The following is a 14,036-nucleotide window of genomic DNA, read 5'->3' on the forward strand; positions in this document are numbered from 1 at the left end:
AGAAACTCAGGCGCCTTTGAGCCGCACCGCGAGATAATCGGCAACCTCGGTCAGCGCCACCCGTTCCTGGGTCATGCCATCGCGCTCGCGGATGGTGACCGCGTGGTCCTCGAGCGAGTCGAAGTCCACCGTCACGCAGTACGGCGTGCCGATCTCGTCCTGGCGGCGGTAGCGCCGACCGATGGCACCGGCATCGTCGAATTCGACGTTCCAGTTCCTGCGGAGTTCGGCTGCCAGGTCCCGGGCTTTGGGTGACAGGTCAGCGTGGCGTGACAGCGGCAGCACCGCCGCCTTGACCGGCGACAACCGCGGATCCAGCTTCAACACGGTGCGCTTGTCCACCCCGCCCTTGGCATTGGGCGCTTCGTCCTCGGTGTACGCGTCGACCAGAAACGCCATCAGCGACCGGGTCAGTCCGGCGGCGGGCTCGATCACATAGGGCACATACCGGGTGTCGTTGGCCTGGTCGTAGAAGGACAGATCGACACCGGAATGCTTTGCGTGAGTGGACAAATCGAAGTCCGTCCGGTTCGCGACACCTTCGAGCTCACCCCACGGGCTGCCGGCGAAACCGAACTTGTATTCGATGTCGACTGTCCGGTCGGAGTAGTGCGACAGCTTCTCCGCCGGGTGTTCGTAGAGCCGAAGGTTGTCGCGGTCGATACCGAGGTCGACGTACCACTGCAGACGAGCGTCGATCCAGTATTGGTGCCACTGCGCCGCAGTCGACGGTTCGACGAAGAACTCCATCTCCATCTGCTCGAACTCCCGGGTGCGGAAGATGAAGTTGCCCGGCGTGATCTCGTTGCGGAAGCTCTTACCGATCTGGCCGATACCGAACGGCGGCTTCTTGCGCGCGGTGGTGACCACGTTGGCGAAGTTGACGAAGATGCCCTGGGCGGTCTCGGGTCGCAGATAGTGCAGACCCTCTTCGGTCTCGATCGGACCCAGGTAGGTCTTGAGCATCATGTTGAAGTCGCGCGGCTCGGTCCACTGACCGGGGTCACCGGTCTCGGGATCGCGGATGTCGGCCAGTCCGTTGGGCGGCGGGTGACCGTGCTTGGCCTCGTAGGCCTCCATCAGGTGGTCGGCGCGGTAGCGCTTGTGGGTGATCAGCGACTCGACCAGCGGATCGTTGAAGACCTCGACGTGACCGGAGGCCACCCACACCTGGCGGGGCAGGATGATCGCACTGTCGAGGCCGACCACGTCGTCGCGGCCGGTGACCACCGACTTCCACCACTGCCGTTTGATGTTCTCTTTGAGCTCGACACCCAACGGCCCATAGTCCCAGGCGGATTTGGTGCCGCCGTAGATTTCGCCGGACTGAAACACCAGCCCACGACGCTTGGCGAGGTTGGCAACGGTGTCGATGATCGAGGAAGACGGAGCCACGGCTCAACAGCGTAGCGAGGCACGCCAGCGAGCGAGACGCCGGTTGACATGCATGGTTTCGCATGTATCGTGAAGGCTAATGAAAACGGTTTCCAGGATCTCCGATTCGGCGAGCGAACACGATCCCGATCTGCGCGCCAGTGCCCCCCTGCCCGACCTGCCGTCCCGCGCTGTGCTCGACAACGCCGGCGACTTGCTGCGAGCGCTGGCCGCCCCGGTGCGTATCGCGATCGTGCTGCAGTTGCGCGAGGACGCTCGCTGCGTACACGAGCTCGTCGACGCGCTCGCTGTGCCACAGCCGTTGGTCAGCCAGCATCTGCGAATCCTCAAAGCCGCCGGTGTGGTGGAGGGGGAACGCTCGGGCCGGGAGGTGTTGTACCGCTTGGCCGATCACCACCTTGCCGAGATCGTGATCGCCGCGGTGACACACGCCGCCGAGGACATGCCGTGACCGGCGCCGTACGTGCGACGCGCCAGCGCGCGGCAATCAACGCGCTGCTGGAGAACCTCGAGGACTTCCGCTCGGCCCAGGAACTGCACGACGAGCTGCGTCGGCGCGGTGAGGCCATCGGCTTGACCACCGTGTACCGCACTCTGCAGCAGATGGCTGCCAGCGGAGCGGTCGACACGCTGCGCACCGACACCGGCGAGTCGGTGTACCGGCGCTGTTCGGATCATCATCACCACCACCTGGTCTGCCGTAATTGCGGATCCGCCGTGGAGATCGCTGGCAAACAGGTGGAGTCGTGGGCTGCCGAGGTGGCCCGCAAGCACGGCTTTTCCGAGGTCACCCACACCATCGAGATCTTCGGGCTGTGCACCCGGTGCGCCACGTCAGCCGGTTAGCGCCCGCCGGACATCGGACCCGGTGGCCAGCACCATCAGCAGCAGCGTCCGCAACGCGTCATCGGTGAGTCCGGCAGCCGGAAAGTTGTAGCGCAGCAGCACATCTCCGATCGCCGCCCCATCCTCGGGTGGGTCGACCTTCTCGACCAGCGACACCGTGCCCAACAGGGTCTCGTGGGTGAAGGCCCCCACCTCGGCGCGGGTGGTGTCGTTCAACGGCAAATCCCACACCAGGACCTGCGTCAGCGACACCAGGTCCAGATCCGGGGCAATCGGCACAACGCGCAGCGAGGCAAAGGTCTGGCCGTGCTGTACGGTCAGCGCGCCGTCTTCTTCCTCGGTCACCGGCAGAATCTCGGTGAGCACGGCCGACAGTCGCTGTGACAGGTGCGCCACGATCAGGCCCTTCCGAAGCGTCGGTTGCGGTGCACGTACTCTTCGCATGCCGCCCACAGGTCGCGGCGGTCGTAGTCCGGCCACAGCTTGTCCTGGAACACATACTCGGCGTAGGCGGCCTGCCACAACAGGAAATTGCTGGCGCGCTGCTCGCCGGAAGTCCGGATGAACAGGTCGACGTCGGGAATGTCGGCCCGGTGCAGATGCTTGGCGAACGACGCCTCGCTGATCCGCGACGGGTTGACCTTGCCGTCGACCGCCTCCTGGGCGAGCTGGCGCGCGGCCTCGACGATCTCGGTGCGCCCGCCGTAGTTCACGCAGTAGTTGATGGTGATCACGTCGTTGCCGACCGTCATCTGCTCGGCGATGTCGAACTCCTTGATGACGCTGCGCCACATCCGCGGCCGAGACCCGACCCAGCGCATCCGCACACCCATGTCGTTGAGGTTCTCCCGGCGCCGACGCACCACCTCGCGGTTGAAGCCCATCAGGAATCGCACCTCCTCGGCGCTGCGTTTCCAGTTCTCGGTGGAGAACGCGTAGACCGTCAGGTGCTTGATCCCGATCTCGATGGCCCCGCAGGTGATGTCGATGAGCACCGCCTCCCCCATCTTGTGGCCTTCGGTGCGGCCCAGCCCGCGCTGGGTGGCCCAGCGACCGTTGCCGTCCATCACCACCGCCACGTGTTGGGGCACCTGATCGGCGGGAATCTGCGGGGCGGCGGCCTTGGAGGTGTGCTGCGGCGGACGCGCGAACCTGCCGTTGGTGCCGGCCGGGATCTCCGGGAAGACCACCGGCCAGCTGGAGGTGTCCGGAAAGCTCGGATAGTCCTCAGGCGCCGGGGGCAGCTGCGGGTAGCTGTGTTTCCCCGTCCGCTTGTTTGCCATGCGCATCATCCTGCCTGATGGGTTGCCCAGCCTTCCGATCCACCCGTTCCACGAGCGGCAGCGTCCGCAGCTTCCGTTCCAGGTGCCACTGCAGGTGCGCGGCGATCAACCCACTGGCCTGGCTGCGGTGCGCAGTGGTGGAGGTCTGTGCATGCTCCCAGTCCCCCTCGTAGAGCGCAGCCATCAGATCCACTACCGGCTGCGGTGGGGTCACCGACCCGGATGGCCGGCAGTGCACGCACACACTTCCGCCCGCCCCGACATGGAACGCCCGGTGCGGTCCTGGTGTGGCGCACCGCGCACACTCGGTCAGCGCGGGCGCCCAACCCGCCACGCCCATCGCGCGCAGCAGATATGCATCCAGGACCAGCTCACGGGGCCGACTGCCGTCGGCAACCGCGCGCAGTGCGGCGACGGTGAGTTTGTGCAGTGCAGGCGCCGGCGCGCGCTCCTCGCCGGCAAGCCGCTCAGCGGTCTCGAGCATCGCGCAGGCGCAGGTATAGCGGCCGTAGTCACTGACGATGTCGGAAGCAAACGCATCGAGAGCGGCCACCTGGGTGACGATGTCGAGATTGCGGCCGGGATGCAGCTGAACATCGATGTGCGCGAACGGTTCCAGCCGCGCCCCGAACTTGCTGCGGGTCCGCCGCACCCCTTTGGCGACGGCGCGCACCAGACCATGATCGCGAGTGAGCAGACTCACGATCCGATCGGCTTCACCGAGCTTGTGCTGCCGAAGCACCACCGCCCGGTCCCGGTACAGACGCATCCGCCCAGTCTCCCACTTCGGGGGGACGAAACCGGTGGCGCAGCGCCGATACTCTCGTAGGTGATGGTCGACACCCGCGCCTCCGGCTCCCCGTTCCCGACGCTGGGCAACCAGCTGTTCACCCTCGCCGCCGGCACCACCACCTCGGTGGAGCTGGTACGCAGATCCCTGGACGCCATCGAAACCAGCCAACCCACCCTCAACGCGTTCCGGGTGGTGCTGCGGGAGTCGGCACTGGCCGAGGCCGCCGCAGCCGACCGCCGGCGCCAATCCGGCGCCGACCTGTCACGACTCCCGCTGCTGGGCATCCCCATCGCGGTCAAGGACGACGTCGACGTCGCGGGAGTGCCGACGCGGTTCGGCGCCGATGCCGAGGTGCGCCCCGCCGAAGCAGACGCCGAAGTGGTGCGCCGGCTTCGCGCGGCCGGAGCGGTGATCGTCGGCAAGACCAACACCTGCGAGCTGGGCCAGTGGCCGTTCACCAGCGGCCCCGGCTTCGGACACAGCCGCAACCCGTGGTCGGCCGAGCACACCCCGGGCGGGTCCTCGGGTGGCAGCGCGGCAGCCGTCGCGGCTGGTCTGGTCACCGCGGCCATCGGCTCCGACGGTGCGGGCAGCGTCCGTATCCCGGCCGCCTGGACACACCTGGTCGGCATCAAACCGCAGCGCGGCCGGATTTCGACCTGGCCGCTGCCCGAGGCATTCAACGGCATCACCGTCAACGGCGTGCTGGCCCGCACCGTGACCGACGCCGCGCTGGTACTCGACGCCGCCTCCGGCAACGCCCCCGGCGACCTGCACACGCCGCCACCGATCACCGTGTCGGACTACGTGTCCCGCGCACCCGGGCCGCTGCGCATCGCGTTGTCGACGAAGTTCGCGTTCAGTGTCTTTCGGGCCAACCTGCACCCCGAGATCCGCGAGGCGCTGCACAACGTGGCCGGCCAACTCGAACAGCTCGGACACACCGTGGTGGCCGCCGACCCCGACTACCACCTGCGGATGTCGTGGAACTTCCTGTCGCGATCCACCGCCGGGATTCCAGAATGGATGGACCGGCTGGGTCTGGGGGTCCAGTGGGACAAACGCACGCGCGCCAATGCCCGCACCGGACGACTGCTGTCCCAGCATGTCCTGCGCAAGGCCCGGGCCCACGAAGCGGCGACCGCGCGCCGTGTCGGATGGATCTTCAACATCGCCGATGTGGTGCTGGCGCCGACCACCGCATTGCCACCGCTACGAGCCGACGCCTTCGACCAGCTCGGCGGGCTGGCCACCGACCGCACGATGATCCGCGCCTGCCCGGCGACCTGGCCGTGGAACCTGTTGGGATGGCCCTCGATCAACGTGCCCGCCGGGTTCACCGCTGACGGCCTGCCCATCGGTGTGCAGCTGATGGGCCCAGCCCACAGCGAACCACTGCTGATATCGCTGGCCGCCGCACTGGAGGCCCTCAACGGATGGGCCCAGCACCAACCGGACCCGTGGTGGGACACCCGCCGGACCGAACGCGACGAACCAACCAATTCGAGCGCTCCGCACTCGGGGTCCAATTCGAGCGCTCCGCACTCGGGGTCCAATTCGAGCGCTCCGCACTCGGTCACCGGCGAGGTCGCGTAACCTCCACGCTGTGACCGTCAGCAAGACCCTGCGCATCGCACCCGCGGTGGCTGTGCTCGGCGCGGCCATCAGCGGCGCGGTCGGGGTGCCCGCCGCGCACGCCGACAACAAGCGGCTCAACGAAAGTGTTGTCGTCAACGTCTACACGGTTCAGCACAAGAACGGTTGCGACACCGAGATCGCGATCAACCCCAAGCTGCGGCTGGCCGCGCAATGGCACACCAACGACCTACTGAACAACCGGGCGCTCGACGGTGACATCGGTTCGGACGGCTCAACGGTCGCCGACCGCGCACGCAACGCCGGCTACGACGGCACGGTGGCCCAGACCGTCGCGATCAACCCGGCGCTGGCCATCAGCGGCATCGAGCTGATCAACCGGTGGTACCACCGGCCCGACTACTACGCGATCATGTCGGACTGCTCGAACATCGACATCGGCGTGTGGTCGGAGAACCTCATCGACCGCAGCGTCGTCGTCGCGGTCTACGGCAAGGGTGACTTCGGGGCGCCGGTACAGGCGCCGATCCGCGACTTCGGCCAGCCCGGCTGATCGACCGAGAACCCAAGCGTCAGAATCCCAGTCGACCCAGCTGTTTGGGGTCGCGCTGCCAGTTCTTGGCGACCTTGACCCGCAAGTCCAAAAACACCTTGGTGCCCAGCAACTTCTCGATCTGGGTCCGCGCGGCGGTGCCGACCTCGCGCAGTCGGGCTCCGCCCTTGCCGATCACGATGCCTTTCTGTGAATCGCGTTCGACGTAGAGCACGGCGTGCACGTCGATGAGATCGTCGCGGTCGGGCCGCTGTTCGACCTCCTCGATCACCACCGCCAGCGAGTGCGGCAGCTCGTCGCGCACTCCCTCCAGCGCTGCTTCCCGGATCAACTCGGCCATCAGCACCTCTTCGGGCTCATCGGTGAGCTCACCGTCGGGATAGAACGCCGGGCCGGGCGGCAGCTGCGCGACCAGCACATCGGTCAGCACCTCAAGCTGGGCGCCGGAGGTGGCCGAGACCGGCACGATCTCGGTATTCGGGCCGACCAACTCGCTGACCGCCACCAGCTGCTCGGCCACCCGGTCCTTGCCGACCTTGTCGATCTTGGTGACGATCGCGATCAGCGTGGTCCGTGGGGCGACGGCACGGATCTGCTCGAAGATCCACCGGTCCCCCGGCCCGATCTTCTCGTCGGCGGGAATGCACAGCCCGATCACGTCGACCTCGGAGTAGGTGCCCTTGACCAGGTCGTTGAGCCGCTGACCGAGCAGGGTGCGCGGCCGATGCAGCCCCGGGGTGTCGACCAACACGATCTGGAAGTCGTCGCGGTGCACGATGCCGCGGATGGTGTGGCGGGTGGTCTGCGGCCGGTTCGACGTGATGGCCACCTTACTGCCGACCAGCGCGTTGGTCAGCGTCGACTTGCCAGTGTTGGGCCTGCCGACGAAACAGACGAAGCCCGAACGGAATTCGGTCACTGTACGGCGCCTGTCCGGTCGGTGACGATGACGACGGCGTCGGCGGAGAGCTCGCGCACCGCCGCGACGCCGGGATCCTCGTCGGAGCCACCGACCAGCACCGCGGCCTCCAATCCGGCCGCACCACTGGACACCGCTGCAGCCACCGCAGCCTGCAGAGCAGTCAGCTCAAGTGCCATCAGCGACACCGGCGCGCCGGCGTAGGTGCGGCCATCGGAGTCGCGTACCGCAGCGCCACTGGCTGCTTCGGCGCGGCCCATCGCACCCCTGGCCAACACCACCAGTTTGGCGTTCTCGGCGTCGAGTTCGGTCATCGGTTGCCTTCTTCCTCCTCGTCGTCGGGAACCGGCTCCAGGCGGCTGACCAGCACCGTGCCGATCCGGACACGTCCTCGGGGGTCGGGTCCGCCTTCCGCGCGCAGCAACAGACCGTCCCACGTCACCTCGGCGCCGGGCAGCGGCACCCGGCCGAGCTCAAGCGCCAGCAGCCCGCCCACGGTATCGACGTCGAGATCCTCGTCGAAGTCGATGCCGTAGAGCTCGCCGAGATCTTCGATCGGGAGCCGGGCCGACACCCGGTACTGGTCCTCGCCGAGCTCCTCGACCGGGGCGACCTCGTCGGTGTCGTACTCGTCGGCGATCTCGCCGACGATCTCCTCCAGCACGTCCTCGATGGTGACCAGTCCGGCGATCGCCCCATATTCGTCGACCAGCAGCACCATGTGCACCCGATCGCGCTGCATCTCGCGGAGCAGCTCATCGAGCGGTTTCGAGTCGGGCACGAACGCCGCGGCGCGCATCACATCGGAGACGTTGGTGTCACGTCCCCCGGTGGTCGAATAGTAGGTCCGCTGCACCAGGTCCTTCAGGTAGACCACCCCGATGATGTCGTCGACGTTCTCGCCGACCACCGGAATTCGGGAATGCCCGCTGCGCACCGCCAATGAGGTGGCTTGACCTGCTGTTTTATCAGCTTCGATCCACACCATCTCGGTGCGCGGCACCATCACCTCACGCGCGGGGGTGTCGCCGAGCTCGAACACCGACTGGATCATCCGACGCTCGTCGTCGGCCACCACGCCGCGTTGCTGCGCCAGGTCGACCACCTCACGCAGTTCGATCTCCGAGGCGAACGGACCGTTACGGAACCCGCGGCCCGGGGTCAGCGCGTTGCCCAACAACACCAACAATCGGCTGACGGGCAGCAACAGCACCGAAATCGCCTGCAGCGGAAGCGCTGTCAACAACGTAATGGTGTAGGCATTCTGCCGACCGAGGGTGCGCGGGCCGACGCCGATGGCGACGAAGCTGACGACCACCATGATCGCGGCGGCCGCCACCAGCCCCCAGGTGACTCCGAGGTGGCCGTCCAGGAACGCTGCCAACAGCACGGTGGCGCTGACTTCGCAGGCGATGCGCAGCAGCACGATCAGGTTGATGAAGCGCGGCCGCTCGTCCATCACCTTGGCCAGCCGGACCGCGCCGGGACGTTCGTCGCGGACCAGTTCTTCCACCCGCGCCATCGACACGGTGCTCAGTGCGGCGTCGATCGCAGCGAACAACCCCCCGAATGCCACCAGCACGATCGCGCTGATCAGCTGGCCGGCACCGGTCACCGGTTCTCGCCGTCGGTCAATTCATCGAAGTATCGCGACTTGTCCAGCAGTAGACGGTCACGTTGCAGCTGCCGATCCTTGTGGTAGGACTGGACCTGGTCGGCCACCCACTCCTCGAGCAGCTCGCGCTGCAGCGCGAACATTTCTTTTTCCTCGTCGGGTTCGGCGTGGTCGTACCCGAGCAGATGCAGCACACCGTGCACGGTCAGCAGTGCCAACTCCTGGCCCAGCGTGTGGCCCGCGTCGGCGGCCTGTTTGGCGGCGAACTCCGGGCACAGCACGATGTCGCCGAGCATCGACGGTCCCGGTTCCGGGGAGTCGGGGCGGCCCCCGGGCTCCAGCTCGTCCATCGGAAAGCTCATCACGTCGGTGGGGCCGGGCAGGTCCATCCACCGCATGTGCAGGTCGGCCATCGCCGACGTGTCGAGCAGCACCATCGACAGCTCGGCCGCCGGGTTGACGTCCATCTTGCCGATGACGAACTTCGCGACGCTGATCAGTTCTTCCTCGGATACGTCGATGCCCGACTCGTTGGACACCTCGATGCTCATCGGCAGCTACCGCCTCGGCCGGCTTCCCGTGCTGTGGGCACGTCGCTGGGCACGGTTCATCAGGCTGGGCTCCTCGGATCTCGCGTACGCATCGACGATCTCGGAGACCAGCCGGTGCCGCACCACATCGGCGCTGGTGAGCTCGGCGAAGTGGATGTCGTCGACGCTGTCGAGGATCCGCATGGCCGCGCGCAACCCTGACGTCGCGCCGCCGGGCAGATCCATCTGGGTGACATCACCGGTGACGACGATCTTCGACCCGAAGCCCAGTCGGGTCAGGAACATCTTCATCTGTTCGGCGGTGGTGTTCTGCGCCTCGTCGAGGATGATGAACGCATCGTTGAGGGTCCGGCCACGCATAAACGCCAGCGGAGCCACCTCGATCACCCCGGCGCTCATCAGTTTCGGGATCAGCTCGGGATCCATCATGTCGTGCAACGCGTCGTACAGCGGCCGCAGATAGGGGTCGATCTTCTCGTAGAGCGTGCCCGGCAGAAAACCCAGGCTCTCCCCCGCTTCCACCGCGGGGCGGGTCAGGATGATGCGGCTGACCTGCTTGCTCTGCAGCGCGCTGACGGCCTTGGCCATCGCGAGATACGTCTTGCCGGTGCCGGCCGGACCGATCCCGAACACGATGGTGTGCGCATCGATCGCGTCTACATAGTGCTTCTGGTTCAGGGTCTTGGGTCGGATGGTCTTGCCCCGCCGCGACAGGATGTCGAGGGTCAAGACCTCAGCCGGCGACTCGTCGACCGTCCCGGTCAGCATCGCCACGCTGTGGCGCACCGTGTCGGGGGTCAGGGTCTGCCCATTGCCGACGATCTCGATCAGCTCCGAGAGCGCACGTTCGGCCAGGGCAACGTCGGCGGGCTCACCGGCCAGGGTGATCGCGTTCCCGCGCGCATGGATGTCGGCCGAAAGGAGATCTTCCAGAACCCGCAGATTCTCGTCGGATGAGCCGAGCAGGCCCACGACGAGGTCGGGCGGAACAGTGAGGCTGCTGCGGACTGACTGGCCGGGAGAGTCCGAGCGTGCGTTCTCGCGGGGCGCCACGTGGTGTTTTCTGCCTGCTTTCTGAGTCGGCTATGTCGTCGGCGGTGCAAAGCCCCAGTTTAGCCCTGCTGCCCGCCAGCGCCCAACGGTTGCGGTGCGACAGGTGTGCGTAGCGGTCGGGAACGGACCACCTGCGGCCACCAGAACCAGCGGCCCAACAGGGTCGCGATCGAGGGCATCATGAAGGCGCGCACCACGAACGTGTCGAACAGCAGACCCAGCCCGATCGTGCTCCCGACCTGCGCGATCACCCGCAAGTCGCTGACCACCATGGACGCCATGGTCAGCGCGAACACCACCCCGGCAAGCGTGACGACACTGCCGGTGCCGCCCATCGAGCGGATGATGCCGGTCTTGATGCCGGCACCGATCTCCTCCTTGAACCGCGACACCAACAGCAGGTTGTAATCAGATCCGACCGCGATGAGCGCGATGATCGACATCACCAGCACCATCCAGTGCAGTTCGATGCCGATGATGTGCTGCCAGATCAACACCGAAACCCCGAACGAGGCCCCGAGCGACAGGATCACGGTGCCGACGATGACCACCGACGCGACCAGGCTGCGGGTCAGCAGCAGCATGACCATCAGCACCAGGGTCAGCGCGGCAAGGATCGCGATCATCATGTCGTAGCGGGAGCCATCCGACATGTCCTTGAACGTCGCCGCGGTGCCGCCGAGCTGGATGTTGGCGTTCTCCAGCGGAGTGCCCTTCAGCGCTTCGATCGCAGCGACCTTGATCGGCTCGACCCGGGCAAGCGCCTCCGGGGCCGTCGGGTCGCCGCGGTGGGACACCAGCATCCGCACGGTCTTGCCGTCGGGTGAGAAGAAGCTCTCCATCGCCTGCTGGAAGTCCTTGTTCTCGAACACTTCCGGGGGCAGATAGAAGGAGTCGTCGTTGCGGGCCGCATCGAACGACTTCCCCATCTCCGTGGAGTTTTCGCTCATCTCGTCCATCTGGTCGTAGAACCCGCCCATGGTGGCGTAGGTCGTCAGCATCATGTGACGCATGCTCTCCATGGTCTCGATCATCGGCGGGAACGTTGCGAGCATCTGCGGCAACAACGTCCGCATCGTCTCCATGTTCACCAGCGCCTTGTCGAACGAGTCGGTCATCGTGCTGATGCCGTCCATCGAGTCGAACAGTGACCGGAACGTCCAGCACATCGGAATGTTGAAGCAGTGCGGTTCCCAGTAGAAGTAATTCCGGATCGGTCGGAACTGGTCGTCGAAGTTGGCGATCATGTCGCGGATCTGATGCACGGTCTGCTGCATCTCGGTGAAGTCGTCGATCATCACCGTGGTGACGTTCGACAACTGCGTCATCAGGCCGTACATGGTGCGCATGGTCGCGATCGTGCGGCCCAGATCGTCGGCCTGAACGCGCATGTCCTCCATCCGGTCCTGCATCAGCTTCATGTTCTGCTGCTGACCGACGCCCTGCATGCTGATCAGGAACGGGATCGAGGTGTTGGCGATCGGTGCGCCGTCCGGACGCGTCGGCGCCTGCACCCGGGAGACACCCTCGACCGCGAAAACCCGCTTGGCGAGGCGGTCCAGGATCAGGAAGTCGGTGGGGTTGCGCAGGTCGCGATCGGACTGCACGAGCAGGATTTCCGGGCTCATCCGGGACAGCGAGAAGTGTTCGGTCGCAGCCTGCAATCCGGCGTTGGCCGGGATCGACTGCGGGACGTAACGGGTGTCGTCGTAGCTGGTCTGATAGCCCGGTAGCGCGGCCAACCCGATGAAGGACAAGGCCAACGATGCCACCAGGATCGGACCGGGCCAGCGGACCACCATGGTGCCGACCCGACGCCATGCGCGAATCCGCATGGCGCGCTTGGGTTCCAGCAGTCCGAAGCGGCTTCCGAGGGCGATGACTGCCGGCCCGAGGGTCAGCGCGACGGTCATACCGGCCAGCGTGCCGACGCCGCAGGGCACACCCATGCTCTGGAAGTACGGCATCCGGGTGAACGACAGGCAGAACATCGCGCCGGCGATGGTCAGACCAGAGCCCAGCACGACTTTCGCCGTGCCGTGGAACATCTCGTAGTACGCCTCTTCGTGGGTGGCGCCCGAAGTACGCGATTCCTGGTAGCGACCGACCAGGAAGATCGCATAGTCGGTGCCTGCCGCGACCGCCAGCGAAATCAACAGATTGGTCGCGTATGTCGACAGCCCGATGTAGTCGTAATGGGCCAATGCGGCAACGACGCCGCGCGCCACCCCCAGCTGGACAAGCACCACCCCGAGCAGGAGCACCACGGTGGTGATCGAGCGGTAGAAGAACAGCAGCAGCACGATGATCACGCAGAAGGTGACCAGCAGCACCAGCGCCATGCTGCTTTCGCCGGCGATGTTGACGTCGGCGATCATCGGTGCGGGCCCGGTGACGTGCACAGCCACCCCGGGTGGCGGCGGCGAATTGGCGACGATGTCGCGCACGGCGGCGACAGCGTCGTTCGATTCGGCCTCGCCCATGTTGCCGGCCAGGTTCAGCGTCGCATAGGTCGCCCGGCCGTCCGGGCTCTGCGCGGCCGCTTCGGTCAGCGGGTCACCCCACATGTCCTGGACGTGGCGGACGTGATCGGTAGCCGCCTGCAAGCTGGCGATCAGACCCTTGTAGTAGGCCTGCGCGTCGTCACCGAGGGGCTGATCGGTCTCGCTTTCCAACACGATGAGCGCGATGGAATCGGAGTCGGACTCCTCGAAGAGCCGGCCCATGTCTGCCATGGCCTGCATCGAAGGCGCGTTGCTCGGACTCATCGGCACCGAGTTCTGCGCGGCCACGACCTCCAGCTGAGGCACCAGCACATTCAGCGCGACGACCAGCAGCAGCCAGCCCAGAATGATCGGGATCGCCATGCGGCGGATCCACCGGGCGAGGAACCTCGGTCTGCGCAGCGCCTCGGCGCGGGATGGAGTCGCGTGCATCATGCGGCTTTGGTGAAGCAGTAAATGTATGCGCTGACGTTGTAAGCGGTGCGCTCGTCCTTCACTTCGTCGTCAGCGGTGATCCGGCATCCGATGAAGCTGCCGTCACCCTGCGCGACGATGTTTCCGCTGATGGCCACCGCGTCGGTCTCGATGTCGATCGACCACGGCAGGGCGGCCCCGACGATCTGGTTGGGGTCGCCGTCGGCGTCGACGTAGTTGATGTCGGCGACCGCGCCCGGCTCGCCCCAGATCTCGTAGCGCACGATCTTCGGGTTGGACGTGTCGGTCTCCTCGACCACACTCTCGGCGTAGGTCGGCAGCGCATTGGCCGCGAACATATTGCGCAGTCGCCATACCGTGAATCCACTGGCGACCAGCACGATCACCAGAACGAGCGGTATCCACGCTCGGGCCAGACGGGTGAGAATCGGAAGTCCTTTGAGATCGGCGCAGCCCTCGGGGCTTCTGACGGTTAAAGGGAAGGCTAACCTAT

General features: G+C 66.2%; 15 protein-coding genes. 4 read left to right on the forward strand and 11 right to left on the reverse strand.

Annotated elements, in window-relative coordinates:
• Positions 1–6 precede the first annotated feature (6 nt).
• Positions 7–1,395 carry a glycine--tRNA ligase gene (locus KXD98_RS16210; protein ID WP_260759391.1) on the reverse strand — a complete coding sequence of 463 codons (1,389 nt, stop codon included), beginning with the start codon at positions 1,393–1,395 and terminating at the stop codon, positions 7–9.
• 79 nt (positions 1,396–1,474) lie between these two features.
• On the opposite strand from KXD98_RS16210, the gene KXD98_RS16215 reads away from it, so the two are divergent.
• Both KXD98_RS16215 and KXD98_RS16220 read left to right on the forward strand, forming a co-directional pair.
• Positions 1,475–1,846 (forward strand): metalloregulator ArsR/SmtB family transcription factor, encoded by a 372-nt coding sequence (locus tag KXD98_RS16215; RefSeq protein ID WP_260759392.1) that lies wholly within the window; start codon positions 1,475–1,477, stop codon positions 1,844–1,846.
• A complete protein-coding gene (locus tag KXD98_RS16220; RefSeq protein ID WP_260759393.1) occupies positions 1,843–2,241 on the forward strand; it encodes a Fur family transcriptional regulator in 399 nt (132 codons plus the stop codon). The genes KXD98_RS16215 and KXD98_RS16220 overlap by 4 nt, the downstream gene beginning before the upstream one ends.
• Here the strand turns inward: KXD98_RS16220 and KXD98_RS16225 are convergent.
• The 3 genes from KXD98_RS16225 to recO are packed head-to-tail and all read right to left on the reverse strand — an operon-like array spanning position 2,230 to position 4,293.
• Entirely contained in the window at positions 2,230–2,637 is a 408-nt protein-coding gene (locus KXD98_RS16225; protein ID WP_260759394.1) for a hypothetical protein, read from the reverse strand. The genes KXD98_RS16220 and KXD98_RS16225 overlap by 12 nt on opposite strands.
• Positions 2,638–2,639: 2 nt before the next feature.
• On the reverse strand, positions 2,640–3,533 hold the full coding sequence (locus tag KXD98_RS16230; protein ID WP_260759395.1) for a decaprenyl diphosphate synthase: 894 nt from the start codon (positions 3,531–3,533) through the stop codon (positions 2,640–2,642).
• Entirely contained in the window at positions 3,469–4,293 is an 825-nt protein-coding gene (gene recO / locus KXD98_RS16235; RefSeq protein WP_260759396.1) for a DNA repair protein RecO, read from the reverse strand. The genes KXD98_RS16230 and recO overlap by 65 nt, the downstream gene beginning before the upstream one ends.
• 63 nt (positions 4,294–4,356) lie before the next feature.
• On the opposite strand from recO, the gene KXD98_RS16240 reads away from it, so the two are divergent.
• Complete coding sequence (locus KXD98_RS16240) at positions 4,357–5,913, forward strand: amidase (protein ID WP_260759397.1); 1,557 nt, start codon at positions 4,357–4,359, stop codon at positions 5,911–5,913.
• A gap of 10 nt (positions 5,914–5,923) precedes the next feature.
• Positions 5,924–6,466 (forward strand): CAP domain-containing protein, encoded by a 543-nt coding sequence (locus tag KXD98_RS16245; RefSeq protein WP_260759398.1) that lies wholly within the window; start codon positions 5,924–5,926, stop codon positions 6,464–6,466.
• Between the two features lie 19 nt (positions 6,467–6,485).
• On the opposite strand, the gene era is transcribed toward KXD98_RS16245, so the two are convergent.
• The 7 genes from era to KXD98_RS16280 are packed head-to-tail and all read right to left on the reverse strand — an operon-like array spanning position 6,486 to position 13,929.
• Positions 6,486–7,385: a GTPase Era gene (gene era, locus KXD98_RS16250; RefSeq protein WP_260759399.1), complete on the reverse strand. Its 900-nt coding sequence runs from the start codon at positions 7,383–7,385 to the stop codon at positions 6,486–6,488.
• Positions 7,382–7,699: a cytidine deaminase gene (locus KXD98_RS16255; RefSeq protein ID WP_260759400.1), complete on the reverse strand. Its 318-nt coding sequence runs from the start codon at positions 7,697–7,699 to the stop codon at positions 7,382–7,384. Before KXD98_RS16255 ends, era begins: the two co-directional genes overlap by 4 nt.
• Positions 7,696–9,000 (reverse strand): hemolysin family protein, encoded by a 1,305-nt coding sequence (locus tag KXD98_RS16260; RefSeq protein ID WP_260759401.1) that lies wholly within the window; start codon positions 8,998–9,000, stop codon positions 7,696–7,698. Before KXD98_RS16260 ends, KXD98_RS16255 begins: the two co-directional genes overlap by 4 nt.
• Positions 8,997–9,551 carry an rRNA maturation RNase YbeY gene (gene ybeY, locus KXD98_RS16265; RefSeq protein WP_260759402.1) on the reverse strand — a complete coding sequence of 185 codons (555 nt, stop codon included), beginning with the start codon at positions 9,549–9,551 and terminating at the stop codon, positions 8,997–8,999. Before ybeY ends, KXD98_RS16260 begins: the two co-directional genes overlap by 4 nt.
• 6 nt (positions 9,552–9,557) lie before the next feature.
• Positions 9,558–10,604: a PhoH family protein gene (locus KXD98_RS16270; protein WP_260759403.1), complete on the reverse strand. Its 1,047-nt coding sequence runs from the start codon at positions 10,602–10,604 to the stop codon at positions 9,558–9,560.
• Positions 10,605–10,663: 59 nt separating this feature from the next.
• Positions 10,664–13,543, reverse strand: coding sequence for an RND family transporter (locus KXD98_RS16275; protein WP_396881440.1), 2,880 nt, complete (start codon positions 13,541–13,543; stop codon positions 10,664–10,666).
• Positions 13,540–13,929: an MmpS family protein gene (locus KXD98_RS16280; RefSeq protein ID WP_260759404.1), complete on the reverse strand. Its 390-nt coding sequence runs from the start codon at positions 13,927–13,929 to the stop codon at positions 13,540–13,542. The genes KXD98_RS16275 and KXD98_RS16280 overlap by 4 nt, the downstream gene beginning before the upstream one ends.
• Positions 13,930–14,036 lie beyond the last annotated feature (107 nt).

Source organism: Mycobacterium sp. SMC-4 (genome assembly GCF_025263265.1).
GTDB lineage: Bacteria > Actinomycetota > Actinomycetes > Mycobacteriales > Mycobacteriaceae > Mycobacterium.

Excerpts from the sequence above, each read along its gene's own strand:
- KXD98_RS16215 (WP_260759392.1), top strand. The coding sequence starts at position 1,475 with ATGAAAACGGTTTCCAGGATCTCCGATTCGGCGAGCGAACACGATCCC.
- KXD98_RS16230 (WP_260759395.1), bottom strand. The coding sequence starts at position 3,533 with ATGATGCGCATGGCAAACAAGCGGACGGGGAAACACAGCTACCCGCAG.
- recO (WP_260759396.1), bottom strand. The coding sequence starts at position 4,293 with ATGCGTCTGTACCGGGACCGGGCGGTGGTGCTTCGGCAGCACAAGCTC.
- KXD98_RS16240 (WP_260759397.1), top strand. The coding sequence starts at position 4,357 with ATGGTCGACACCCGCGCCTCCGGCTCCCCGTTCCCGACGCTGGGCAAC.
- KXD98_RS16255 (WP_260759400.1), bottom strand. The coding sequence starts at position 7,699 with ATGACCGAACTCGACGCCGAGAACGCCAAACTGGTGGTGTTGGCCAGG.
- ybeY (WP_260759402.1), bottom strand. The coding sequence starts at position 9,551 with ATGAGCATCGAGGTGTCCAACGAGTCGGGCATCGACGTATCCGAGGAA.
- KXD98_RS16275 (WP_396881440.1), bottom strand. The coding sequence starts at position 13,543 with ATGATGCACGCGACTCCATCCCGCGCCGAGGCGCTGCGCAGACCGAGG.